The sequence below is a fragment of the Neobacillus drentensis genome (assembly GCF_036962125.1).
Taxonomy (GTDB): Bacteria; Bacillota; Bacilli; order Bacillales; family Cytobacillaceae; genus Neobacillus; species Neobacillus drentensis_B.
Genome location: NZ_JBALOA010000001.1, coordinates 29,028 through 54,872, shown reverse-complemented (window position 1 = coordinate 54,872; position 25,845 = coordinate 29,028). Strand labels below are relative to the sequence as shown.

Below are 25,845 nucleotides of genomic sequence, written 5' to 3'. Positions count from 1 at the left end.
GAATACCTCCAATCACTATGTATATCTTATCACAAATAATAAAGGTGCCCAGCCTTGTTCATCCGATATTTTTATGGGATGAGAAGACTAGACACCTTTTTATAAACCATTAGGGGTGTGAGCTTTAATTATTTAATACCCTTCATGAAGCCTTGAATCTTTGGCGCTAACATTAATAGGATAATTCCTAACGCGATCGATGCTCCACCGATGACACCAAAGTAGGTCATTTCAGTTTCAGGTGTATAGAATTTAACCACTTGTGCATTTAGTGCTTGTGCAGCTGCACTTGCTAGGAACCAAAGGCTCATTGTTTGTGCTGAGAAGGCTGCAGGTGCTAATTTAGTCGTTGCTGATAATCCAACTGGTGACATGCATAATTCACCAAATACTACAATTAAATAACTTAGAACTAGCCACAATGGATTTACTAATGAATCTGTACCGCCAAAATAGGCAGGGATAAGAATAACTAGGAATGACAATCCAGCAAATAATAATGATAATGAGAACTTTTGAGGTATTGATGGCTGACGCTTTCCTAATTTAACCCATACCCAAGCAAATACAGGGGCAAATATAATAATAAATAACGGGTTTAAAGATTGGAACCATGCAGGCTTAATTTCAATGCCGGCAAAATGCAATTGGGTACGTGTATCTGCATAGCTAGCAAGGATCGTTGAGCCCTGTTCTTGGATAGCCCAGAACATAACCGCTGCAATAAATATTGGAATATATGCAATGATCCTTGAACGTTCTACAGCTGTCGTTTTTGGACTGCGGTACATCACAACAAAGTAAATGGTCGGAATTAAAATACCAAGGAACGTAACGATATTAATAAAGCTAGCAAAAGTTAAAAGTCCATTTGGAATTAAAACTGCACATAAAATAGCAATAATAATTACGCCAATTCCAATCATGGTGAAAACTTTTTTCTTTTCTGAAGGTGACATTGGATTGGCAATCATTGTTCCAGCGAGGCCAAGATTTTTTTTCTTTGTAAGAGTAAACACAACTAAACCAAAGAACATACCTACGGCTGCAATCGCAAAACCGATATGGAAATTATCGATTGACCCAACGATTAATGGAGATAAGAATGCTCCTAAGTTAATACTCATGTAGTAAATAGTGAAACCTGCATCACGACGTTCGTCTTTTTCACTGTACAATTCCCCTACAGCAGAAGAAACATTCGGTTTTAGCATTCCAGTACCTAGAACAATCAATACCATCGATACAAAGAACATAGCAACACTGCCAGGAATAGCAAGGGCTATATGTCCAAACATAATTAAGATTCCACCATAGAACACGGCTTTTGAAGAACCGAAAATTCGGTCAGCAAGCCAGCCACCAATGATTCCGGACATATAAACTAGTGAACCATAAATGGACATGATTGAAAGTGCAAGGTTCTTATCAATCCCCAGTCCACCTTTTGAAACTTCATAATACATATAGAAAACAAGGATTGCTCTCATACCATAGTAGGAGAAACGTTCCCAGAATTCAGTGAAGAAAAGTGTCGATAGTCCTTTAGGATGACCAAAGAATCCAGTCTGAGGTACACTATCCACAATTTTCTGTCTATTTACGTTTGACATGTTATAACCTCCCTTTATATTATACTATAATACTTTCTGGTGTTTTGAATTGTCAAAAACTTTTTTTTGGGAAATAAGTTATGTAAGGTTACAAACATTGATAATACTGAATTTTGGTCAAATTGAATGAGAAAAGAAAGTTTTTTTAAAATAATAAATTATTTCAGATTAGGGTGATTATTCACTTTGATAGAATAATAGATTTATTTTTAAAAGAGAGGTATTCAAACCCAATAATGATTATCTCAAAAATTAAGGGATAAACTATTCCTATTAGTAATTCTAATACAGTGAGTATATTGAAAATGTGGCATGGCAAGTGATAAATTATTATTAATATCTTCTATTAAGAAAGGCAAATTATGAATGCAGATAAATACAATCTTGAAGTTTTAAATAAGATTGACCTATTCTTTCAATTATTTGATGATATGTCTGATTTAGTTTACCTGACAAAGGTTGAAAAAGATGGTCAGTTTAGCTACGTATTAGCAAATGAGCCTGCTAAGATCTTTTCGGGGTTAACGAATCAGTCATTTAATAAGCCTCTAGGGGAGGTTTTGCCTGAAGTTGTTTTTAAAATAATTGAGACAAAATACAAACAGGCGATAGTGGAAAGAAGGCCAATTACATATGAGGATATGATAGTTGTCTCTCAAAATCATCCCAAAAGGCCACAATATAAATATGTCCCCGGTCAGGTAGTTTATTGGGAATCTGAGATAACGCCTGTATTTAATCAGGACGGGGTATGTACACATTTATTAGCAGTAGTCCGTGATGTGACTGAAAGAAGAGAGAGAGAGAATGAATTAAAAAGGCTTAATGATCGTTTCGAATTGGTGTGGAATAGTGTCGCGGATGCGATGTATATCTTTGATAGAAACGAAAATTTCGTTTCGGTTAATAAATCATTTGTCAATCTATTAGGTTGGACAGAGGAGGAGATAACGAAGGATCATACAATCACTATTATTCCAATGAACAGCAAGGAAGACTTAAAAGAAATAATTGAGAGAGTAAAAAATGGTGAAGTTGTTCCTTCCCATGAAGTTCAAAGGATCACAAAAGATGGGCATCTCATTGATGTTTTGGCATCGTATTCTCCTATTTACGATAATTACGGTAACTGGGATGGAGCAGTTGTAGTATATAAAGATATAACAGATAGAAAGATGTATGAAAAAGAGTTAACACATTTGGCCCTTCATGATTATTTAACAGGATTACCAAATCGAAATTTCTTTTCCAAGAGGTTGAAAGAAGAAATGATTCGTGCGGAAAGGTCTAAAAGAACATTAGCGGTGTTTTATTTGGATGTTGATAAATTTAAAGAAATTAATGATACCTGGGGCCATGATATCGGTGACGAATTACTTAAGGAATTCTCAAAACGTGTAAAAGCATGTACTCGTGAAGAGGATTTACTAGCTAGAATTGGCGGAGATGAATTTGGTATCCTAATTACTAATTTGAATCATAAAGGGAAAGCAATCGAAATTGCAGATAGAATTTTAACTTCACTGCAATCCGACTGGGTTATTGAAAAGAAACCAATAAAAATCTCTTCAAGTATTGGTATCTCTTTTTATTCCCCTAATTATGAACAAGATGAAAAACTGCTGCTTAAACAAGCAGATATTGCCTTATACAAAGCAAAAGAAGAAGGAAGAGGGAACTTTCAAATTTATTCGAAATAATTGGGTGCCTGACACCACAGATGGACAAGTGTCCATCTATGGTGTCAGGCACCATTTTTTCTTCTTTTACTCCCTCTAAAAATGGGCATTCGTTTTTTCAATAAAGTGATTGACATTGACGTTGCGTAAAGGTGTATCGTTAACTTATAGGAGGTGAGTGCGTGGAGTATACCGTGCAGAAGCTTGGAAGTTTAGCGGGTGTCAGTACTAGAACTCTAAGGTATTATGATGAGATTGGAATTCTTAAGCCGGCCAGAATTAATTCGTCAGGTTACCGAATCTATGGTCAAGCAGAAGTAGACCGCTTACAACAAATCTTATTCTACAGGGAATTAGGGATAAGTTTAGATAGTATTAAAGAAATTGTTACGGCCCCGACCTTTAATGGTGCTGCTGCACTGAGGGAGCATCGGAAAAAACTTCTTGAGAAGAGGGAACAATTAGAATTGTTAATTGCAAATGTAGATAAAACAATCGCAGTAACAGAAGGGAGAATGAAAATGTCTAACAAAGAAAAGTTCGAAGGCTTTAAGAAAAAAATGATTGATGAGAATGAAAAAAAGTACGGGAAAGAAGTTCGGGAAAAGTATGGAGATGAAACGGTTAATAAATCCAATGCTAAACTACAAAATATGTCGCAAGAGCAATATGATGAGGTTACAAAGCTTGCTGAGCAAGTCAAAGTTACCTTGGCTGAGGCCTATAAAACGAAAGACCCTGCAGGGGATTTAGCTCAAAAAGCTGCTGACCTCCATAAACAATGGTTATGCTACTATTGGAACGAATACAGTAAAGAGGCACATGCAGGGCTTGCGCAAATGTATGTAGATGATGAAAGATTTACTGCATACTATGATAAAAAACAGCCAGGGACAGCTGAGTTTCTTAGAGATGCCATCCACATTTATACAGGTACGAAAAAATAAACAAAACCATGTAAGGAGATTTAAGCTTTGGGAGCAAAAATAGAGTATAAAAAAACATATAAACAAATTTACTTGCCAAAAACTGTACCAGTAATTATTGACGTACCGAAGATGCCCTTCATTATGATAAGCGGTTCAGGGGATCCAAATGGAGAAGAATTTGCAAAAGCAACCGAAGCATTATACAGTCTGAGCTATGCCGTTAAAATGTCTTACAAAAGTAATGAGGTCCCTGACGGTTACTATGAATATACAGTGTTCCCACTTGAGGGTATTTGGGATTTGGTTGATAAGTCCAAGCCGATAGAAGATAAGAGTAATTACAAATACACAATTATGATCCGTCAGCCTGATTTTTTAACTAGTCAGCTGTTTGCAAACTTTGTGGAAAAAACGAAGAAAAAGAAATCAAATCCATACCTTGAAAAAGCCGAATTTGGCGAACTAATTGATGGTCTTTCCTGTCAAATCTTGCATATCGGGCCATACGATAATGAACAAGAAAGTTTTGATATGATGGAGTCTTTTTGCAAAGAGAAAGGATATATTCGAACAAGCAAAACCCATCGGGAAATCTATCTTTCTGACCCCCGCAAGACAGATAAACAAAAACTAAAAACTGTATTGAGATTCCCTGTAAGACAGCAATAGTCTTGCAGGTTTTTTTTATTTTTTAATATCTTTTAGTATTTTAGTATTAAATTTTAAGGGTTTTGCTAAAAAGCACCAAATTATACTTTATTATATCAACGCGACTCAGTGCTACTGTAATATTTTGAACTTTTTTCACGTAATTGACAAAAATAGCTATTGCTACTAAAGTAATATATGTCATAATTATTTTAAAATTTACTATATTATAATATTTCCGAAGATAGAGAATTCATCAATCAAATGAATTAATAGGCAGGTGCAAATGTGGAAAAAAATCCTATTCTTCGTATAAAAGACTTAAGAGTGTCCTTCCAATCAGGGAAAAAGTTAGTACCGGCAGTTGAAGGGATTAGTTTTGAATTACAGGATGGCGAAATTCTTGGGATTGTTGGTGAATCAGGGAGCGGTAAAAGTGTTACTTCTCTTGCAACGATGGGGCTGATTCCTTCCCCTCCAGGAAAAATTGAGAAGGGTGAAATTATTTTTGAAGGCAAAGACCTGAAAAATATCTCTGAAAAAGAGTGGCGGAAAATTCGGGGTAACCAGATTTCGATGATATTTCAGGAGCCTATGACATCATTGAATCCCTTATTTACCATTGGAAATCAATTAATTGAAGCTATCAGGCTACATACAGACCTTTCAAAGAGAGAAGCTATTGTGCGAAGTATCGAATTGTTAAAACTTGTCGGTATTCCAAGAGCAGAAGGCATTCTAAAGGAACATCCACACCAACTTTCGGGTGGAATGAGGCAGCGGGTGATGATTGCAATGGCCATGGCCTGTAATCCTAAGGTACTGATTGCGGACGAGCCAACCACTGCTTTAGACGTAACGATTCAAGCACAAATACTTGCATTAATGAAGGATTTAAATAAAAAGACAAATACATCGATTATTCTCATTACCCATGATTTAGGTGTGGTAGCAGAAATTTGTGAACGGGTAATTGTTATGTATGCAGGGCAAATCGTGGAACAGGGCGATGTTCGAACGATACTCAAAGATCCGCAGCATCCTTATACAAAAGGATTGTTAAAGTCCGTGCCTGATTTAAGAGGAAAAAAAGAACGGCTTTATAGTATTCCGGGAACCGTCCCAACACCAGGAACCATTCAAAAGGGCTGTCGGTTTGCGGCAAGATGCAGCGGTGCATTCGGTCAGTGCCACGAAGAAACTCCGGATTTATATAAAACGGAAAAAGACGGACATGAAGTGCGTTGTTTCCTACATACATTGAAGAAGGGGAGTGACAACCATGTCGGAGTTACTTCTTGAAGTTAATGGATTAAAAAAGTACTTTCCGATTACAGGCGGCCTATTTGGAAGGAAACAAGGCGAAGTCAAAGCGGTTGATGATGTTTCTTTTTACGTAAGAAAAGGAGAAACATTGGGCATAGTTGGTGAAAGCGGCTGTGGGAAATCGACGACTGGCCGTCTGCTGATGCGTTTGATTGAAGCAAGTGAGGGAAAGATTGTTTTTGAAGATCAAGAGATTACTAGTATGTCAAAGTCCGAATTACGAAAAACCCGCCGGGAAATTCAGATGGTATTCCAGGATCCCTACGCATCGCTTAATCCAAGACATTCCATTGAACAAATACTTGAAGAGCCCCTCATTGTTCATGGAATAGGGACAAAAGAGGAACGCAAAAAGCAAGTAAGAGATATGCTTGAAGTCGTAGGCTTAAGCAGCTACCATGCGAAACGTTATCCGCACCAATTTAGCGGCGGTCAACGACAGAGGATTGGAATTGCAAAGGCATTAATGACTAAACCAAAACTAATTATTGCCGATGAGCCTGTTTCAGCACTTGACGTATCGATTCAGGCCCAGGTTCTTAACCTGATGAAGGACATTCAAAAAGAATTTCAACTTACCTACATATTTATCGCGCATGATTTAGGGGTAGTCCGCCATATTAGTGATCGTGTGGGCGTGATGTATTTAGGAAGATTAATAGAGTTAGCTGAAAGTGAAGAACTTTACGAAAATCCCAAGCATCCTTATACAAAAGCCTTGCTATCTGCTGTTCCAATACCGGACCCGGATATTCAAAGGGAAACGATTTTAATAGAAGGAGAACTGCCGAGTCCAGCGAATCCTCCTTCGGGGTGTGCATTCCATACTCGATGCTCACATGTAATGGATATTTGTAAAAGAACTAGACCTGCGGAAGAAAATCTAAACGGTCATTTTGTAGCCTGTCACCTATATAACAAGTGACTTGCAGCATTTATGATAAAAAAACAAACAAAAATTTAGGGGGTTCAAAATGCTTATGAAGAAACGATCTTTTAAACTGCTGTTGATATCTTTATTAGCCATCAGTATGTTTTTAGTTGGCTGCAGCAGTAAAACGAATGAAGAAGCAGGAGGCAAGAAAGATCCTGCCACTAATGGTGGATCGAAAAAAGATACACTAGTGTATGGCCGTGGTGGGGATTCAACATCTTTAGATCCAATCACAACCACTGAAGGGGAAGCATTCAAAGTAACAGAAAATATTTATGAAACATTGCTCCAATATGGTGATCAAGATACCACGATTAATCCAGGGCTTGCTGAAAAATGGGAAGTTACGCCTGATGGATTAACTTATACATTCCACCTTCGTCAAGGAGTTAAGTTCCACGACGGTACTGATTTTAATGCAGATGCAGTTGTGTTTAACTTTGATCGCTGGATGAACGGAGATTCCGACAAATTCCCTTACTACACAATGTTTGGCGGATATAAAAAGGATGAAGGACATGTTATTAAAGAAGTCAAAGCAGTAGATGCCAATACCGTTCAATTCGTACTAAAACGTCCACAAGCTCCATTCTTAAAGAACTTAGCCATGTCTCCTTTTGGAATTGCTAGCCCAACGGCAGTTAAGAAATACGGGGACAAGTTTAGACAAAATCCAGTTGGAACAGGTCCATTTAAATTTGTAGAGTGGAAAGAAAACGATACAATCACTCTTGAGAAGAACCCTGACTACTGGCAAAAAGGCTTACCTAAGTTAAATAAAGTTATTTTCCGTGTGATTCCTGAAAATACAGCACGTCTTAACGCTCTTGCCAATGGTGAGATTGACGTGATGGATGGACTAAACAATTCTGATGAGGCTACCGTTAAATCAAACGCTAACCTCCAAGTTATTGAACGTCCTTCAATGAACGTTGGTTATATCGGTTTAACAACCACTCGTAAACCATTTGATAATAAACTTGTTCGTCAAGCGATTAACTATGCGGTTGATAAAAAGTCGATTATTGATGCGTTTTATGGTGGGAAAGCCCTTGCTGCTGTTAACCCAATGCCGCCTTCCATCGAAGGCTATAATAAGTCAGTTGAGCCGTATCCATATGATTTAGAGAAGGCAAAAGCATTATTAAAAGAAGCTGGTTATGAAAAAGGGTTTGAAATTGACTTATGGGCAATGCCTGTTGCTCGCCCTTATATGCCAGAGGCACAAAAAGTGGCTGAAGTAATTCAAGAAAGTTTAAGTAAAATCAATGTCAAAGCTAAAATCCAATCTGTGGATTGGGCTACTTACTTAGATAAAGCAGCCAAAGGCGAATTTGACATGTTCATGCTGGGTTGGACTGGTGACAATGGTGACCCTGATAACTTCCTATATACTTTGCTTGATAAAGACAGCATTGGAAGTAATAACTATTCTCACTACAGCAATGACAAATTACATGACATCTTAATTAAAGCACAAACGGAAGTTGATCAGGCCAAGCGTAATACCCTTTACGAGGAAGCACAAGTAATTATCCATGATGATGCTCCGTGGGTTCCACTTGTTCACTCTACACCGTTACTAGCAGCAGGGAAAGATGTGGTAAATTACTTGCCACACCCAACAGGCTCAGAAGCATTGACAAAAGTTGAATTTAAATAATAATAATGGCTAAAAAAGGGGAGGGAGCTTAGCCTCCCCTTTTGTTAACTAATGACATTCCATATTTTTTGTAAAAAAATGTCTAGCCAATGTGTCTAATCAGGCACTCGTGCTTTACAGTGAGGTGAAAAATTTGTTTACTTATACAGTCCGCCGTGTGTTTTCTTTAATACCTGTTTTAATTGGGATGACTCTCGTTGTTTTTGCTATCATTCATGCCATTCCAGGAAATCCCGCACAGGTAATTCTTGGGCAAAGAGCAACCGCAGAATCCATTGCCACGTTAACGAAGGAATTGGGGCTGGACAGGCCTTGGTACATACAATACGCAGATTATATTAATGCTTTACTTCATGGCGATTTAGGAGTTTCACTTCGAACAAGAGGCCCAATCAACGAAGAAATCTGGTCCTACTTAGCTGCAACTGCAGAACTAACTGTAGTGGCAATGTTAATTGCTATTGTAGTTGGGGTAAATGCAGGAATCGTCAGTGCCTGGTTCTCGAAATCATGGTTCGATTATATTGCAATGGTTCTTGCCCTAATTGGAGTATCCTTGCCGATTTTTTGGCTTGGTTTAATGGAGCAATGGGTATTTTCAATAGAATTAGGCTGGCTTCCGACGACAGGAAGAGAGAATGTTCGGGACCCGGTTAGTGCTATTACTCATTTTTATTTAATAGATACTCTATTACAAGGCAGAACCGACCAGTTTTTTACAGTCCTTAAGCATTTGGTGCTGCCAAGCTTAGCACTTGCTACAATTCCAATGGCCATTATTGCGAGGATGACTCGAGCAACGATGCTGGAAGTAATGAAGTCAGATTATGTCCGAACCGCAAGAGCAAAGGGACTGAGCATGTTTTGGGTAGTTTATAAACATTCTTTAAAAAATGCTGTTATCCCTGTTCTAACAATCATCGGGTTGCAAACAGGGCTATTGCTGGGAGGAGCCATCTTGACTGAAACGATTTTTGGCTGGCCAGGAATCGGGCGATATCTCTATGATGCAATTGGCTATCGTGACTACCCAGTTATCCAATCAGGGATATTAATTATTGCGGCCATTTTTGTACTCATTAATTTAGTTGTCGATCTATTATATGTTTTTGTTGATCCACGAATTAAATATACCAAGTAGAGGAGGGGGATTATAACATGGCAGAACTCGCAAAAAAACCGGCAAATATAACAACGGTAATTGTTGAAGAAAAATTGACACCTCCCTGGAAGGAAGCGTGGATTTCATTTTACAAAAACCGATTAGCCTTAGCAGGTTTAGGAATCGTTGTCTTTTTTATCATTATTGCGATAATTGCACCGATTATTGCTCCATATAGTTTCAAGGATCAAGTATTGGCGGATCGGATGCTCCCTCCTTCAAGTGAACATTGGTTTGGGACAGACGACTTTGGCCGTGATATTTTTTCACGAATTGTTTATGGGGCAAGAATTTCATTGTGGGTTGGCTTTTTCTCAGTTTTAGGTTCAGTGGTGGCAGGGACATTACTCGGAATTGTGGCTGGATATTACGGCCGCTGGGTAGATGCCATTATCTCACGTATTTTTGATATTATGCTAGCCTTTCCTAGTATCCTATTGGCAATAGCCGTTGTTTCTATTTTGGGACCCTCACTGCAAAACGCTTTGATTGCGATAGCGGTTATTAATATTCCAAACTTTGGACGACTTGTCCGCTCTAAAGTATTAAGTGTGAAACAGGAAGAATATATTATGGCAGCTCGAGCTGTCGGAATGAAAGATACACGAATCCTTCTTCATCATATTTTACCTAATAGTATATCGCCGGTAATCGTCCAGGCTACTTTAGCGATTGCCACAGCCATTATTGAAGCAGCTGCCCTCGGATTCCTTGGCATGGGTGCACAAGCACCGACACCAGAATGGGGGAAAATGCTGGCCGATTCAAAGAATTATATCACCCAGGCACCGTGGACGCTATTCTTCCCAGGGATCGCAATTATGCTGACTGTTCTTGGTTTTAACTTAATGGGAGATGGGCTAAGGGATATCCTTGATCCGAAAATGAAGCAATAGACAAGAGACTCCAGTCGGGGTCTTTTTCTATTTTGAGTGTCAGGTACCATATCATGGGTAATAAAAAAATTGTCTAAAATATCGAAATAGCTTTATAATTATGCTTAATTATTTGTTTTATCCTATTGGGGGTTGTGGATTTTGGAAAACAGAGATAAGAGCCTTGTTTTTATTGGCTTCATGGGAGTTGGGAAAACTACGATTGGCAAGAAGGTCGCGGCAAAGCTTAATCGTGACTTTATTGATATTGATGAACAAATTGAGAAAGAGTTCAAGATGCCGGTATCACAAATTTTCATAGCATATGGTGAGAAAGTTTTTAGAGAAAGAGAAAAAAGTTTAATTACAAGTCTAGCAGAACAACAACATAAGGTTATTTCTGTGGGCGGAGGTGCCTTTTTACAAGAAGAAATTAAAAGCATTTGTTTAGAATCTTGTATGGTTATTTTCCTGGATTTATCTTTAGAGGGTTGGAAGGATAGAATCGAGTTGATTATTGACTCTCGTCCGGTGCTACAAGGAAAGTCTATAAAAGAAATGGAAGAGCTTTTTTCCAAAAGACAGAATATTTATGTTGATCACCATTTAAAGATTTCAGCTGACCACAAGGATGCAGAGGATATTGCAAATGAAATTGTGGAAAAATTAATATCCTTGGGAGTAAGACAAGCTAGAAATTCTAATAGAAAATAGTTAAGGGGCGGGGGAAATGACTAAAACAGTATCTGTTAGAGGTCTCACAATTGGGGCAGGAACGCCCAAAATATGCGTGCCATTGGTGGGTGAAACCCTTGCACAAATAAAGGAAGAAGCCGTATCTCTTTTAGAATTAGATATAGATATTGTCGAGTGGCGTGTAGATTTTTTTAACCAGGTTGATAGTATTGAAAAAGTAAAAGCGGCACTCGTTGAGATTCGATCGCTCTTGCCTAATATACCGCTTATTTTTACTTTCCGAAGTCATAAAGAGGGTGGGGAAAAGGAAGTAAGTACGTCTTACTATTTTGAATTAAACAAGACTATTGTGGAAACGGGTTTAGTAGATTTCGTTGATGTGGAATTATTCAATGATGAAAAGGATATCAATAGAATAGTTGAAACTGCACACACAACAAATGTCTTTGTCATTATTTCTAACCATGATTTCCATAAGACCCCTGAAAAAGAAGAAATTATCGCACGGTTAAGGCGTGCACAAGAATTAGGGGCCGATATACCAAAAATTGCGGTTATGCCAACTAGTACGGCGGATGTGCTAACCCTTTTAGATGCAACAAATACAATGAAAGAAAAATTTGCTGATCGACCTTTCATTACCATGTCTATGGCAGGTAAAGGAGTCATCAGTCGATTGTCTGGGGAAGTATTTGGATCAGCTGTTACTTTTGGCGCCGCCAAAAAGGCATCCGCCCCAGGACAAGTAGATGTGAAAGAGTTACGCCGTGTATTAAATCTTTTACATGAATGCCTATAATTTTTGGTGAAGCACTCAACTGGGTGCTTTTTGTATTTTATTAAAAATAAATAACTATACATTTTAAATCATTCAAGTTAGAATGACCTTAAGCATATAATTCCAATATGAAAGGTGGGAATTAGTATCATGACAGAAACAACACGTTCCATCCCTCGTCCGATCGTAAAAGCGAACCAGGCGGTGATTGTTATTAGTGTGCTGTTAACATGGATGTTCAATTTTGAATGGTTTTTATTAATCCCATTTATTTCAGGACTTCTAGGGCTGTTATTTGGGTTTAATCCGGTTATAAAATTCGCTAGTTTATTTTTAAGGAAAGCCCCAAACTCCTATATTCCAGAAGATTGGGACCAGCAACAATTTAATCAAAAGATTGCAGTAACATGTCTTGGTATAGGATTCTTAAGTTTTTATTTGGGATGGACCTCCTTGGGTTACGTGTTCACCATTCTTGTTGCTGTGGCCGCGTTTGTTGCTATTTTAGGTTTTTGTGTGGGGTGCTTCATTCACTTCCAATGGAAACAATATAAATATAGAAAATCAATTAATAAAATATGAAGAAATCAAAGTTCTTGCTTAGTGCAGGGACTTTTTTTATTTGGAGAAGTACGATGTAGGTTGGAATCCAGACAGGAAAAAGTGAATATTTTTCCTGTACACTGTCTTTTTTATACATAAACATGCATAAAAATTTAATAATCTAACAAAGGGTGCTGTAAGCGTTTTCATAACTTAAAGGCGAGTTTCCTCGATAAAACTGAAAATTAAGGTATCTTTTTATTGAATATTTATATATAGATATGTATAATAATTCATTATGAAGGCAACTTAGGAGTTGGGGAAATGAAGGCGGCAATTATTGGTGGTACTGGTTATGGAGCGGTGGAGTTAGTAAGGCTAATTGATAAGCACCCTTATTTAGAGATTGGTTCTGTTATTTCAAACTCACAATCAGGGTCTAGCTTTAGCGGAATTTATCCACATCTCTCTGAAATTGTTGATCAACCGCTTGGAAAATTTGATGTTAATGAATTGTCTGAAAAGAATGATGTTGTCTTTTTTGCTACCCCATCAGGTGTGAGCAGCAAACTTGCACCACAACTAATTGATAGGGAAGTTAAATGTATTGATTTATCTGGTGATTTCCGGCTAAGGTCTGGTGAAATATATGAATCATGGTATAAGCATGCACCTGCAGAAGATAAATATTTGAAGCAAGCAATCTACGGTTTAAGTGAAGTTTATCCAGATAAAATAAAGACTGCTAATTTAATAGCTAATCCTGGCTGTTATCCGACTGCTTCTAGTTTGGGTCTAATCCCAATCCTTACATCCAAATTATCGGATGAAAAGTCGATAATCATTGATGCAAAATCAGGAGTATCTGGTGCAGGCAGGGGTCTTTCCTTAACAGCTCACTACTCCGAAATAAATGAAAACTTAAAAGCTTATAAACTAGGAGCACATCAACATATTCCGGAAATTGAGCAAGTACTTTCAGATGAAAGTGGGAATCCACTAACGATTTCATTCACTACACATCTTGTACCAATGACAAGGGGTATTATGTGCACGATGTATGTGAATCTAAAAGAAGAAATTTCGACAAAAAAAGTTATCGATTTATATAAACATTTTTATCAAGAATCTCATTTTATAAGAGTGCGGCCTGATGGGAATATCCCTTCAACAAAAGAGGTCTCTGGAAGTAATTATTGCGATATCGGACTTCATGTTGACGAAAGAACAAACAGGCTGACCATCATTTCAGTGATTGATAACTTAGTTAAAGGTGCTGCTGGGCAGGCCATCCAAAATGTGAATTTGATGAATGGCTGGGATGAGCGAACAGGGCTCACTGACATTCCGATGTATCCATAAAAAATACTACCTTGATAAATTGGAGAACGAAGGGCATATAAAGGGGGAAATTAAATTGACACAAGCAACATCCACAAACGAAATCGTTGTTATAGAAGAAGGTAGTGTTACCTTACCAAAGGGATACAAAGCAGGCGGCATGCACTGTGGAATAAAGAAAAAGCGACTTGATTTGGGATACATCATTTCAGAGGTTCCTGCAACAGCTGCAGGGGTATATACAACCAACATCTTTCAAGCAGCTCCACTATTAGTTACCCAAGAAAGCATCGCAAAAGAAAACAAGGTTCAAGCTATTATCGTGAATTCTGGAAATGCCAATGCATGTACAGGAGAGCAGGGCTTACTTGATGCATTCACTATGCAAAAGACTTTTGCAAGCCAACTGGAAATCAAAGAACATTTAGTAGCCGTAACCTCCACTGGTGTAATCGGAGAGATAATGCCTATTGATAAAGTAGAAATAGGGATTAAACAAATCCTAAATAAAGAGCATGAAAATGAAGATAACTTTATGCAGTCCATCTTAACAACTGACACTTGTGTAAAACACACTGCAGTCCAACTAAAAATCGATGGAAAAACAATAAGTATCGGCGGAGCATCCAAAGGTTCTGGAATGATTCACCCAAATATGGCCACCATGCTTGGATTTGTCACAACAGATGCTAATGTTGCACAAGCAGACCTTTTGGCAGCACTTCGAGATATAACGAACCAAACGTTCAATATGATAACCGTTGATGGCGATACAAGTACAAATGACATGGTCCTTGTTATGGCCAATGGATTAGCAGAGAATACACAACTAACAAAAGATCACCCTGAATGGCCGCTTTTCAAACAAGGATTAAAAATTGTTTGTGAATCACTGGCAAAAAAAATTGCCAGAGATGGTGAAGGGGCTACCAAACTAGTAGAAGTTCAAGTAAATGGCGCATATAGTCAAAACGCAGCCAGTGCAGTCGGCAAAGCAATTATATCCTCGAACCTTGTTAAAACTGCTATTTATGGAACGGATCCAAACTGGGGAAGAATCGTTACAGCGATTGGCTATAGTGGTGTACCTGTTGAACCGAACGCGGTAAAAGTGGCGATTGGACCTTTCACAGTATTTGAGAATGGTTTGCCAAGTGACTTTATCGAAGAAGAGGTAAAGAAATACTTAGAGTCGGAAATTGTTAAATTGAGTGTTGAATTAAACCAAGGTGAATATAGCGCTACAGCTTATGGATGCGACTTAACTTATGATTATGTGAAGATCAACGCATCCTACCGCACGTAATAGGAGGACGAAAAAATGAAATATATAGTCATTAAGTGCGGAGGAAGTGTGTTAGGTAATCTCCCAAGGTCCTTTTATGAAGATGTAGTAAAGATGCATCAAGCGGGTGAGTGGACACCAATTATCGTCCATGGAGGCGGTCCTTTAATTACGTCGTTATTAAAAAACTTAAATGTTGAAACGACATTTGTGAACGGTCTAAGAGTAACTAATCATGAGGTATTAGATGTCGTCGAAATGGTATTAAGTGGTTCAGTCAACAAACAAGTTGTCAGAAACATAGTTGAAGTTGGCGGAGAAGCACTAGGTGTCAGCGGTGTTGATGGTAGTTTGTTAAAAGCGAAGCCAATTTCTGACTCAAAGAATTTAGGCTTTGTCGGGGACGTTTTCGAAGTCAATCATAATGTAATAGATGCGATTGTAAAACAGGGGTATATCCCAGTTATTTCTCCAATTGGAATAGATGCCAGTGGACAGCGGTACAACATTAATGGAGATATAGCAGCTAGTGCAATAGCAAAAGCACTTGGGGCAAATCTTTGCTTTATCAGTGATATCCCAGGAATTTTAATTGAGATAAATGGGATGAAGACGAAGCTTGATAGAGCTTCCAAATCAATAATTGAAAAGTTAATCGATAATAAAACCATTTATGGTGGGATGCTTCCAAAAGTAAAAGCAGCTATTGACGGACTTGTTCATAACATACCTGAGGTGGGCATTATCAATGGATTTGATAAAAATAGCTTAATAGATTACTTAGAAGGTAAAAAAGTCGGCACAAAAATTGTCCTAGAAGAGGGGATCGCGTAATGTCAATCAATCAGTCTATTTCACTAACCACGCCAGTAATGGCAACATATACTCGCTTCCCTGTTACAGTCGTTAAAGGGAAGGGCAGCTTTGTATGGGATGAACAGGGGACACAGTACCTAGATTTCACTTCCGGCATCGCGACCTGTAACTTAGGGCATGTTCCAGATGTTGTAAAGAATGCACTGGAGGAGCAATTGCAGAACTTATGGCACTGCTCAAACCTTTATAATATACCAAATCAAGAGCAGCTAGCATCATTGCTTACAGCCAATAGTTTTGGTGACCAGGTGTTCTTTTGCAATAGCGGAGCAGAGGCTAATGAAGCAGCGATTAAATTAGCTAGAAGATATGCCAACAAAGTGAAGGGAAATGAAGCACCTGAAATTGTCACTTTCCAGCAATCCTTTCATGGGCGGACACTAGCAACCTTATCGGCTACAGGACAAGAAAAAATTCAGCAAGGATTTTTCCCGTTAGTATCAGGGTTTAGCTATCTGCCATTTAATGATGAAGAAGCGCTTGAACTGCTCTATACCATTGAGCCTGCAGCTGTCTTGCTTGAACTGGTTCAAGGTGAGGGTGGAGTCATCCCTGCAAATCAAGAATGGGTTAGTAAACTCGCAAAAATTTGTAAAGAAAGAGAAATTCTTCTCATGGTGGACGAAATCCAAACAGGGATGGGCAGAACAGGTACGCTCTTTGCTTATGAACAATTCGGGATTGAGCCGGATGTCATTAGTATTGCCAAAGGCCTGGGCTCAGGTTTTCCAATTGGAGCGATAATCGCAAAAGAAGAGGCCGCCAAAGGCTTTGATCCAGGAAGCCATGGCAGTACCTTTGGAGGGAACCCATTAGCCACAGCTGCAGGACTCGCGACTGTTACTCATTTAACAGAGAGTAATGTATTAAATCAAGCCAATGAAATTTCAACATATTTAACAAAAAAACTGGAAGAGCTACAGGAAAAGTACTCTTTTATCCAAGATATCCGCGGACTCGGTTTGTTAAAAGGAATAGTTGTTGAAACGAATGCCTTGGAAATTGTTCAAAAAGCCATCGCAAACAATCTTCTGATCTTAACGGCCGGACCAAATGTTGTGAGAATTTTACCTCCATTAACAGTAACAAAAGCTGAAATAGATGAATTTATTAAAGCATTGGAAAATACATTCCAAAGTATTGAGAAAGGCGAGTGAGTATTTTGCAGAATGGATACCTTACTTTGGAAACGGGAGAAGTATTTGAAGGAGTACTAATTGGTGCCGAAAAGGATTCTCTCGGAGAAGTTGTTTTTAATACTAGCATGACTGGGTATCAAGAGATTATTACGGATCCATCCTACGCTGGTCAAATCATTACCTTCTGTTATCCAATCATTGGAAATTATGGAATAAATGCAATCGATAATGAAAGTATCACACCAGCCCTTTCTGGGGTGATAATCGGTGATTTATGTGAAACGCCGAGCCATTATCAATCTATCAATAAATTTTCTGAAAAACTTAAAGACGCTGGAGTTCCAGGGATTGCTGGGGTTGATACACGACTCTTAGTGAAAACCATTCGGAGCCGCGGAACTGTAAAAGGGTATTTAAGCCACACCGAAACTGTCGAATGCTCAGTCCCAGAAAAAAATGATTTTTGGGTGGAGAAAGTATCTACAAAAAAGATTCAATATTTTAAAAACAATGGGCCGCATGTAGTACTTATGGATTTTGGCTATAAAAAGTCGATTCTTAACGCCCTCTTAGATGAAAATTGTGCAGTCACGATTGTTCCTTATAATACACCTTTTGAAAAAATAAACTCCCTGAATCCGGATGGTGTCCTACTTAGTAACGGCCCAGGGGATCCGGTAGAATTGAAAAAATGGTTTCCTGAAATAAAAAAGATAAGCCAAAACTATCCTACACTAGGAATTTGTCTAGGGCATCAATTAATAGCTTTAGCATATGGGGCAAAAACCAAAAAACTCGCTTATGGGCATCGAGGCGGTAATCATCCGGTTAAGGAACTATTGACTGGTAAAGTCAAAATTACAGCACAAAACCATGGCTATGTTGTGGTGGATGAGAGCATCGACAATAAAGTTTTTGCCGTTACCTACCGTAACGTAAATGATCGTTCAATTGAAGGGTTAAAGCATAAAAACCTACCAATTCAAACGGTGCAATTTCATCCTGAAGCCCATCCTGGGCCAAGTGATACAGAGTATATCTTAAAAGATTTTGTAAGTCAGATAGCGTCAATGGGAGAGACTGTTTATGCCATTAAATAAAACTTTAAAAAAAGTACTAGTGATTGGATCAGGTCCCATTGTCATTGGGCAGGCTGCAGAATTTGATTATGCAGGCACACAGGCATGTATAGCCTTGAAAGAAGAAGGAATTGAAGTTGTTCTAATTAACAATAACCCAGCAACCATTATGACGGATGAAGCGGTTGCCGATAAGGTATATATTGAACCGCTTAATGTGGAAACCATTGAAAAAATCATCAAGAAAGAAAAACCAGATGGGGTTATTGGCACACTTGGCGGCCAAACCGGTTTGAATTTAACCGTAGAACTTTACGAGCAAAAGATTTTACAAAAGTACAATGTAGAATTATTAGGAACATCAGTTGAATCCATTAAAAATGGCGAGGATCGTGAGAAGTTCCGAAATTTAATGCTGAAAATTGGTGAACCCATTCCTGAATCTGCAATTATCCATAGTTTTGAAGAAGGGGTATCCTTTGTTAAAAAAATCGGCTTCCCAGTCATCATTCGTCCAGCCTATACACTTGGAGGGGATGGCGGCGGTTTTGCTTATAATGACGAAGAACTTGAAATGGTTCTTAAAAAGGGGTTAGCAGCAAGTCCGATTCAGCAAGTCCTAGTTGAAAGAAGTATTAAAGGCTGGAAAGAAATTGAATATGAGGTCATGAGAGACGCAAATGATACGTGCATTATAGTTTGTAATATGGAAAATATGGACCCAGTTGGTGTTCATACGGGAGATTCAATTGTTGTTGCTCCCTCGCAAACATTAACAGACGTTCAATATCAAATGCTTCGAGACTCTTCCATTAAAGTAATTAAAGAATTAAAAATTATTGGTGGCTGTAACATCCAATTTGCATTGCATCCAGCATCCAATCAATATTACATTATCGAAGTAAACCCAAGGGTAAGCCGTTCGTCGGCGCTTGCATCTAAAGCGACTGGTTATCCAATTGCCCGAATGGCTGCGAAATGTGCAATTGGCTATCATTTAGATGAAATTGTGAATCCAATAACAGGTAATACGTTTGCCTCATTTGAGCCAGCGATTGATTATATTGTGGTGAAACTGCCTCGCTTCCCTTTTGATAAATTTCCTGAAGCAGACCGTACTTTAGGCACACAAATGAAAGCGACTGGGGAAGTAATGGCGATTGACCGGACCTTCGAAGGGGCTTTAAACAAAGCGATTCGTTCGATGGAAATGAATGTCTATGGGCTTTGCTTAAAGGCTAATGAGTTTGTCGAAGAAAAGAATTTGCTTGAACTTCTTACACAAGGGAATGACCAGCGTTTGTTCATTATTGCGGAATCATTCAGAAGAGGATTCTCACTTGAAAAAGTTCAACAATTAACGGAGATTGATCCATGGTTTTTGCACAAAATTAGCTCAATCGTTACGTTAGAAACAGAATTAGCGTCCTATAATTGGAGCGATGTTCCCGTTTCCTTGCTCAAGCAGGCCAAGCGAAATAATATCGCTGATAAGCTATTATCACAAATATATGCCATTCCTGAAAAGCAAGTAAGGAACAAGTGGAAAGAACTGAATTGGAAACCAGGCTATAAAATGGTTGATACGTGTTCCGCTGAGTTTGACGCCGTCACTCCTTACTATTACTCAACCTGGCATGGATTTGATGAGGTAGAGGTCAACCATAAGAAAAAAATCCTTGTGATTGGTTCAGGACCAATTCGAATTGGGCAAGGGATAGAATTTGATTACTGTTCCGTTCATGCAGCCCAAGCGATTAAGAAAAAAGGCTATGAAGCAGTGGTCATTAATAATAACCCCGAGACCGTAAGTACCGATTATTCTGTTGCTGACCGCCTCTATTTTGAACCACTAGCTGCAGAGGATGTCCTGCATGTTATCGAAAAAGAGAATGTTGATGGTGTGTTAATTCAGTTCGGCGGACAAACGGCGATCAATATCGCCCATGAGTTAGAAGAAGAAGGTGTAAAGATCTTAGGCACAACCGTGGAAAATGTTGATCGTTTAGAAGACCGCAAAGAATTCTATCAGCTACTGGAAGACTTAAATATTCCACATATTGAAGGTCAAACTGTTACACAACCTGAAGAATTGATAAAAGCAGCGGCTGCGTTAGGATATCCTGTTTTAGTGAGACCATCCTATGTAATTGGCGGTCAATCAATGTTTACAATTTTTTCAGAAGCGGAGTTGAACCAATATATTGTGCAGCTCGAGAAAAATTCGCAAGCTACGATGTGGCCTTTATTAGTCGACAAATATTTACCTGGACTAGAATGTGAGATTGATGTCATATGTGATGGCGAAAATATCCTTGTACCGGGAATTTTTGAACATATAGAAAAAGCAGGAGTACACTCTGGTGATAGTATTTCGGTGTTCCCGCCGTTATCACTAACAGAAAGTCTTAAAGAAACATTAATCGATTATGCATGGAAAATCGCTCACTCTGCACCAGTGATTGGAATCATGAACATTCAATTTGTTATCTATCAAGATCAGGTTAATGTACTAGAAGTTAATCCTCGTTCATCTAGAACGGTTCCAATTATGAGTAAGGTTACGGGTATCCCAATGATTGAATGGGCCACTCGTGTCCAATTAGGAGAATCGCTCAACGATTTAAGCTCCAAAAAGGGACTAATGGAGGAACCAAATTATTTTTCAGTAAAATCACCGGTATTTTCATCAAGTAAACTAAAGGGTGTTGACCATGTGCTCGGACCGGAAATGAAATCAACAGGTGAGGCACTTGGTATGGGAATAACTTATCAAGAGGCACTGGAAAAGTTGATTCCAACTCTGGGCGGGCAAACAGACGAGAATTATTTATTTTGTTCTATCGCCGATCGGGATAAGAAAGCATCTCTTCCAATCATTCAAGAACTTGTAAAAAAACAATACAAGATTGTTGCAACAGAGGGAACAGCTGTTTATTTCCAAGATCATGAAATTCCTGTTGAAAAAGTGGTTCAGAATGACGATGACGTCATTAATCTATTCCGAAACCAGTCCATGAAGGCAGTCATTAATATACCGAATCAAGGAAGAAATAAAATCAAGTTCGGGTTCCAAATTCGCGAGCATGCCGTTCGCTACAAGGTACCTGTATTTACTCACTTAGATACAATTGAAGCGATTATCAACCTTGAAAAAGGGCCACAATCCGATTTCGAGGTACGATCTGTAAATGAATATTACAAGTTGGAAGAGAGAGGTGCCGTTCATGGGTGAAGCCATTAATTTTTTTGATATTACTAATAAAAATATGCTGAAACTGAAGGGAAAGGATTTTTTACAACTTTCCGATTTCAGTACGGATCAAATCCTCTATCTTCTGAATGAAGCGATAGAGATGAAGAAACTCCAAAAACTAGGAAAACCGCATCCATATTTAGCGGGAAAGGTTTTAGGAATGATTTTTGAAAAATCATCTACCCGTACAAGAGTATCATTTGAAGTAGGGATGCTGCAGCTCGGCGGCCATGCAATCTTCTTAAGTTCAAAGGATATTCAATTAGGAAGAGGAGAGAGTATATCAGATACGGCAAAAGTGTTGTCCCGTTATGTGGATGGTTTAATGATTCGTACTTTTTCACATGATTCAGTAGAGGAATTGGCTGAACATGCATCAGTACCAGTCATTAATGGCTTAACCGATCTTCAGCACCCAACTCAAGTGTTAGCAGATTTATTAACAATACTTGAACATAAAGGGAAATTAGCCGGCTTAAAGCTATGTTATATCGGTGATGGCAATAACAATATGGCCCACTCATTAATGGAGGGCGCAATGAAAGTGGGCATGGACATTAGCATTGCTAGTCCGCCCGGATATTTGCCCAATGGTAATATAACCGAAAATGCCATTGCAGTTGGAAAACAAACTGGGTGCAATCTTATGATTACCAATAATCCGGAAGAAGCTGTTAAAGGCGCTGATATAATCGTTACAGATGTCTGGACCAGCATGGGGCAGGAAGATGAAACCACAAAGAGACTGCAGGCTTTCCAAGGATTTCAAGTAAATCAAGAACTGTGTAAATATGCAAAAGAAGATTTTATATTCTTGCATTGTTTGCCAGCCCACCGAGGCGAGGAGGTAACTGCAGAGGTCATTGATGGTCCACATTCTGTCGTCTTTGATGAAGCGGAGAATCGTCTGCATGCTCAAAAAGCAATTTTAAAACTTTTACTAGCATAATAGTTTCATTTTTTATGAGACGTGTTGTATAATAATACTATCGGTTGGATAAAAATACATTGATAGCAAGAGGAGAATAAAGATGACAAAGGAAAAAATCGTTTTAGCCTACTCAGGCGGTTTAGATACATCAGTATCAGTAAAGTGGATTCAAGAAAAATATGGATATGATGTGATTGCATTAGGTCTAGATGTCGGTGAAGGAAAAGATCTGGAAGCAATCAAAAATAAGGCAATAAATGTCGGAGCAATTAAGGCCTATATGATCGATGCGAAGGAATTATTAGCCAAGGAATATATTTTACCTGCTTTAAAAGCTAATTGCTTATATGAAGGTAAATATCCATTGTCATCAGCACTATCTCGCCCGTTGATTTCAAAGTTATTAGTAGAGGTAGCTGAAAAAGAGGGAGCCTCCGCTGTAGCCCATGGCTGTACAGGGAAAGGAAATGACCAAGTTCGTTTTGAAGTTTCCATCCAAGCATTAAACCCAGGCCTAAAGGTTGTTGCCCCTGTTCGTGAATGGGGAATGACACGTGATGAAGAAATTAAATATGCAGAAGAAAATGGCATTCCAATCCCAGTGGATTTAGATAATCCATTTTCAATCGACGCAAACATTTGGGGACGTGCCTGTGAGGCCGGCGTGTTGGAAGATCCATGGGCTGAAGCTCCAGAAGCAGCCTTCGATTGGACGAATCCAATTGAGTTAACTCCTGACGCAGCTGAATATGTTGAAATTGAATTTGAACAGGGTGTACCTGTTGCCCTTAACGGTGAAAAACTTCCGATTGTCCAATTAATTGAAACGCTTAATGCCCTAGGCGGCAAGCATGGTGTTGGCCGTATCGACCATATCGAAAATAGATTAGTAGGGATTAAATCTCGTGAAGTTTATGAAAATCCTGCTGCATTGATTTTAATCAATGCTCATAAGGAATTAGAGTTTTTAACCTTAACTCGTGAGGTATCTCAATTTAAAACACAGGTTGAACAGCAAATGTCTAAAATCATTTATGAAGGACTTTGGTATTCTCCTATCAAACCTGCACTTGATGCATTTATTAATGAAACGCAAAAGACTGTTACTGGCACGATCCGTGTGAAGCTTCATAAAGGTAATCATAATGTTGTAGGAAGAAAGTCTCCATACAGTCTATACAATGAGGAACTAGCAACCTATTCAAAGGGTGATGCATTTGATCATAATGCCGCTGTTGGATTCATTAAGATTTGGGGTCTGCCAACAAAAGTCTATTCAGAAGTGAATAAAAAGGAATCAATTTTAAAATAAGTAGGATTGCCCTCGAGTCCATTTCGAGGGCTGTCTTGTTAGGTTAAGGGGGAGCACTATATGTCGAAGCTATGGGGCGGCAGATTTACAAAAGAAACCAATAAACTAGTTGAGGAATTTACAGCCTCCATTTCGTTTGATCAAAAGCTAGCGAAACAGGATATCGCTGGCAGTTTGGCTCATGTGCAAATGCTAGGTGAGTGTGGCATCATTCCAATGGAAGATGCCGAGAAAATTAAGGACGGTCTACTCTCTATTAAAAAGCTGGTTGATAACAATGAGGTTGAATTTTTAGTAGAAGATGAAGATATTCATATGAATATTGAAAAGCTATTAATCGAAAAAATTGGACCTGTGGGCGGGAAACTCCATACGGGGCGCAGCCGCAATGATCAGGTGGCTACTGACATGCATCTGTATTTAAGAACGAAAACGACAGAGCTTATTAAATTATTGGAAGATGTCCAGCAGGCATTAATTGAGCAGGCGAAAGAGAATGTCCAGACTTTAATTCCAGGTTATACACACTTGCAGCGTGCCCAGCCTGTCTCCTTTGCTCATCATTTAATGGCCTATTTTTGGATGTTCGAACGTGATAAGGAGAGATTAATTGATAGTTTAAAGCGCATTAATTGGCTTCCGCTTGGTTCAGGTGCATTGGCAGGTACTACGTTTCCGATAAATCGTGAACGGGTGGCAGAATTGCTTGGTTTTGAGACCGTGTATCCTAATAGTATGGATGCTGTTAGTGATCGCGACTTTATTCTAGAATTTTTATCAATCGGTTCGATTATTATGACTCATATTTCTAGATTATCAGAAGAACTAGTGATTTGGTCTAGCCAAGAGTTTCAGTTCGTAGAATTGGATGATTCATTTTGTACGGGTTCTAGTATTATGCCGCAAAAGAAAAATCCTGATGTTCCTGAACTGCTTCGTGGAAAAACCGGACGGACATATGGTAATTTGATCGGCTTGCTGACCGTTCTTAAAGGCTTGCCACTTGCCTATAACAAGGATTTACAGGAAGACAAAGAGGGTATGTTTGATACCGTTGAAACCCTTGAAGGTTCTTTAATGTTATTAGCGCCGATGATTGAAACGATGACGGTTAAAAAAGATGTGATGCGCAAGGCGATAAATAATGACTTTTCAAACGCCACAGATATTGCCGATTACTTAGTGAGAAAGGGCTTGCCTTTCCGTGATGCCCATGAAGTGATTGGAAAAATTGTTTTATATGCCATCCAATCTAACAAATTTCTGCTGGATTTGAGCTTTGATGAATACCAAGGCTTTAGTCCATTATTTGATGAAGATATCTATGTGGTATTGGCTCCCGAACATGTGGTCAGTGTCCGAAACAGCTTTGGGGGAACAGCTCCTGAGCAAGTCGAGAAGCAAATTAAACTGGCTGAGGGAAAACTACAGCGATAAATAGTTAACTTTTTAAGGCTCGCCATTTGGCGGGCTTGAAATTTGAAAACATTTCTCACATTAAAAAGAAATTTCAAATAATATTGACAACTACAAAGGATTCAACTAGAATACTTTTTATAACTTGGAAATTTTATGAAACAATTACATAACACTCTTATCCAGAGCGGCGGAGGGACTAGGCCCGATGAAGCCCGGCAACCATCAAGATTATTCTTGAAAAGGTGCTAATTCCTGCAGGTTATTTATTAATCTGACAGATAAGAGGAGGAAATCTACCCTCTTCTTATGAAGAGGGTTTTTCTTATTTTATAAGAAGTAAAAGTTTTTGAACTTAGTTTAC

Annotated in this window: 21 protein-coding genes and 1 riboswitch; of the genes, 20 read left to right on the top strand and 1 reads right to left on the bottom strand. The window is 38.6% G+C overall.

Going from position 1 to position 25,845, the window contains the following annotated elements:
• Window positions 1–128 precede the first annotated feature (128 nt).
• Window positions 129–1,613, bottom strand: a complete 1,485-nt coding sequence (locus tag V7121_RS00255) for a peptide MFS transporter (protein ID WP_335502322.1) — start codon at window positions 1,611–1,613, stop codon at window positions 129–131.
• Between the two features lie 362 nt (window positions 1,614–1,975).
• Here V7121_RS00255 and V7121_RS00250 point away from each other — a divergent pair, with 362 nt between their 5' ends.
• From V7121_RS00250 to argH, 20 genes are all read left to right on the top strand, one after another.
• A complete protein-coding gene (locus V7121_RS00250; protein WP_335545329.1) occupies window positions 1,976–3,313 on the top strand; it encodes a diguanylate cyclase domain-containing protein in 1,338 nt (445 codons plus the stop codon).
• A gap of 161 nt (window positions 3,314–3,474) precedes the next feature.
• Entirely contained in the window at window positions 3,475–4,239 is a 765-nt protein-coding gene (locus V7121_RS00245) for a MerR family transcriptional regulator (protein ID WP_335502317.1), read from the top strand.
• A gap of 27 nt (window positions 4,240–4,266) precedes the next feature.
• Window positions 4,267–4,890: a GyrI-like domain-containing protein gene (locus V7121_RS00240; RefSeq protein WP_335502316.1), complete on the top strand. Its 624-nt coding sequence runs from the start codon at window positions 4,267–4,269 to the stop codon at window positions 4,888–4,890.
• Window positions 4,891–5,157: 267 nt separating this feature from the next.
• The gene (locus V7121_RS00235) at window positions 5,158–6,171 is read left to right on the top strand and encodes an ABC transporter ATP-binding protein (protein ID WP_335502314.1); all 1,014 of its coding nucleotides are present in this window, start codon (window positions 5,158–5,160) and stop codon (window positions 6,169–6,171) included.
• Window positions 6,152–7,120 carry an ABC transporter ATP-binding protein gene (locus V7121_RS00230; protein WP_335502312.1) on the top strand — a complete coding sequence of 323 codons (969 nt, stop codon included), beginning with the start codon at window positions 6,152–6,154 and terminating at the stop codon, window positions 7,118–7,120. Before V7121_RS00235 ends, V7121_RS00230 begins: the two co-directional genes overlap by 20 nt.
• A 55-nt stretch (window positions 7,121–7,175) precedes the next feature.
• On the top strand, window positions 7,176–8,792 hold the full coding sequence (locus V7121_RS00225; protein WP_335502378.1) for an ABC transporter substrate-binding protein: 1,617 nt from the start codon (window positions 7,176–7,178) through the stop codon (window positions 8,790–8,792).
• 133 nt (window positions 8,793–8,925) lie between these two features.
• Entirely contained in the window at window positions 8,926–9,933 is a 1,008-nt protein-coding gene (locus tag V7121_RS00220; protein WP_335502310.1) for an ABC transporter permease, read from the top strand.
• Window positions 9,934–9,950: 17 nt separating this feature from the next.
• A complete protein-coding gene (locus tag V7121_RS00215) occupies window positions 9,951–10,850 on the top strand; it encodes an ABC transporter permease (protein ID WP_335502308.1) in 900 nt (299 codons plus the stop codon).
• Between the two features lie 180 nt (window positions 10,851–11,030).
• The gene (locus tag V7121_RS00210) at window positions 11,031–11,543 is read left to right on the top strand and encodes a shikimate kinase (RefSeq protein ID WP_335502377.1); all 513 of its coding nucleotides are present in this window, start codon (window positions 11,031–11,033) and stop codon (window positions 11,541–11,543) included.
• Between the two features lie 16 nt (window positions 11,544–11,559).
• Window positions 11,560–12,324 carry a type I 3-dehydroquinate dehydratase gene (gene aroD, locus V7121_RS00205; protein WP_335502307.1) on the top strand — a complete coding sequence of 255 codons (765 nt, stop codon included), beginning with the start codon at window positions 11,560–11,562 and terminating at the stop codon, window positions 12,322–12,324.
• Between the two features lie 129 nt (window positions 12,325–12,453).
• A complete protein-coding gene (locus V7121_RS00200) occupies window positions 12,454–12,885 on the top strand; it encodes a DUF4395 domain-containing protein (RefSeq protein ID WP_335502305.1) in 432 nt (143 codons plus the stop codon).
• A gap of 285 nt (window positions 12,886–13,170) precedes the next feature.
• Window positions 13,171–14,208, top strand: a complete 1,038-nt coding sequence (gene argC, locus V7121_RS00195; protein WP_335545327.1) for an N-acetyl-gamma-glutamyl-phosphate reductase — start codon at window positions 13,171–13,173, stop codon at window positions 14,206–14,208.
• Between the two features lie 55 nt (window positions 14,209–14,263).
• Window positions 14,264–15,493, top strand: coding sequence for a bifunctional ornithine acetyltransferase/N-acetylglutamate synthase (argJ, locus tag V7121_RS00190; protein ID WP_335545325.1), 1,230 nt, complete (start codon window positions 14,264–14,266; stop codon window positions 15,491–15,493).
• 15 nt (window positions 15,494–15,508) lie between these two features.
• On the top strand, window positions 15,509–16,306 hold the full coding sequence (gene argB / locus V7121_RS00185; RefSeq protein ID WP_335545323.1) for an acetylglutamate kinase: 798 nt from the start codon (window positions 15,509–15,511) through the stop codon (window positions 16,304–16,306).
• Window positions 16,306–17,505 carry an acetylornithine transaminase gene (locus V7121_RS00180; RefSeq protein WP_335545321.1) on the top strand — a complete coding sequence of 400 codons (1,200 nt, stop codon included), beginning with the start codon at window positions 16,306–16,308 and terminating at the stop codon, window positions 17,503–17,505. Before argB ends, V7121_RS00180 begins: the two co-directional genes overlap by 1 nt.
• Before the next feature lie 5 nt (window positions 17,506–17,510).
• A complete protein-coding gene (locus tag V7121_RS00175) occupies window positions 17,511–18,587 on the top strand; it encodes a carbamoyl phosphate synthase small subunit (RefSeq protein ID WP_335545430.1) in 1,077 nt (358 codons plus the stop codon).
• Entirely contained in the window at window positions 18,574–21,801 is a 3,228-nt protein-coding gene (gene carB, locus V7121_RS00170) for a carbamoyl-phosphate synthase (glutamine-hydrolyzing) large subunit (protein ID WP_335545319.1), read from the top strand. The genes V7121_RS00175 and carB overlap by 14 nt, the downstream gene beginning before the upstream one ends.
• Entirely contained in the window at window positions 21,794–22,771 is a 978-nt protein-coding gene (gene argF, locus V7121_RS00165; RefSeq protein WP_420490688.1) for an ornithine carbamoyltransferase, read from the top strand. Before carB ends, argF begins: the two co-directional genes overlap by 8 nt.
• Before the next feature lie 82 nt (window positions 22,772–22,853).
• Complete coding sequence (locus V7121_RS00160) at window positions 22,854–24,065, top strand: argininosuccinate synthase (protein ID WP_335545318.1); 1,212 nt, start codon at window positions 22,854–22,856, stop codon at window positions 24,063–24,065.
• 60 nt (window positions 24,066–24,125) lie between these two features.
• The gene (gene argH / locus V7121_RS00155; RefSeq protein WP_335499914.1) at window positions 24,126–25,502 is read left to right on the top strand and encodes an argininosuccinate lyase; all 1,377 of its coding nucleotides are present in this window, start codon (window positions 24,126–24,128) and stop codon (window positions 25,500–25,502) included.
• Between the two features lie 154 nt (window positions 25,503–25,656).
• Window positions 25,657–25,769: riboswitch (SAM riboswitch) on the top strand.
• Window positions 25,770–25,845: the final 76 nt, after the last annotated feature.

What these genes read in the sequence shown, in the direction of transcription:
- V7121_RS00255 (WP_335502322.1), bottom strand. Translation starts at nt 1,613, where the DNA reads ATGTCAAACGTAAATAGACAGAAAATTGTGGATAGTGTACCTCAGACT.
- V7121_RS00250 (WP_335545329.1), top strand. Translation starts at nt 1,976, where the DNA reads ATGAATGCAGATAAATACAATCTTGAAGTTTTAAATAAGATTGACCTA.
- V7121_RS00230 (WP_335502312.1), top strand. Translation starts at nt 6,152, where the DNA reads ATGTCGGAGTTACTTCTTGAAGTTAATGGATTAAAAAAGTACTTTCCG.
- V7121_RS00225 (WP_335502378.1), top strand. Translation starts at nt 7,176, where the DNA reads ATGAAGAAACGATCTTTTAAACTGCTGTTGATATCTTTATTAGCCATC.
- V7121_RS00215 (WP_335502308.1), top strand. Translation starts at nt 9,951, where the DNA reads ATGGCAGAACTCGCAAAAAAACCGGCAAATATAACAACGGTAATTGTT.
- V7121_RS00210 (WP_335502377.1), top strand. Translation starts at nt 11,031, where the DNA reads ATGGGAGTTGGGAAAACTACGATTGGCAAGAAGGTCGCGGCAAAGCTT.
- aroD (WP_335502307.1), top strand. Translation starts at nt 11,560, where the DNA reads ATGACTAAAACAGTATCTGTTAGAGGTCTCACAATTGGGGCAGGAACG.
- V7121_RS00200 (WP_335502305.1), top strand. Translation starts at nt 12,454, where the DNA reads ATGACAGAAACAACACGTTCCATCCCTCGTCCGATCGTAAAAGCGAAC.
- argC (WP_335545327.1), top strand. Translation starts at nt 13,171, where the DNA reads ATGAAGGCGGCAATTATTGGTGGTACTGGTTATGGAGCGGTGGAGTTA.
- argB (WP_335545323.1), top strand. Translation starts at nt 15,509, where the DNA reads ATGAAATATATAGTCATTAAGTGCGGAGGAAGTGTGTTAGGTAATCTC.
- V7121_RS00180 (WP_335545321.1), top strand. Translation starts at nt 16,306, where the DNA reads ATGTCAATCAATCAGTCTATTTCACTAACCACGCCAGTAATGGCAACA.
- carB (WP_335545319.1), top strand. Translation starts at nt 18,574, where the DNA reads ATGCCATTAAATAAAACTTTAAAAAAAGTACTAGTGATTGGATCAGGT.
- argF (WP_420490688.1), top strand. Translation starts at nt 21,794, where the DNA reads ATGGGTGAAGCCATTAATTTTTTTGATATTACTAATAAAAATATGCTG.
- V7121_RS00160 (WP_335545318.1), top strand. Translation starts at nt 22,854, where the DNA reads ATGACAAAGGAAAAAATCGTTTTAGCCTACTCAGGCGGTTTAGATACA.
- argH (WP_335499914.1), top strand. Translation starts at nt 24,126, where the DNA reads ATGTCGAAGCTATGGGGCGGCAGATTTACAAAAGAAACCAATAAACTA.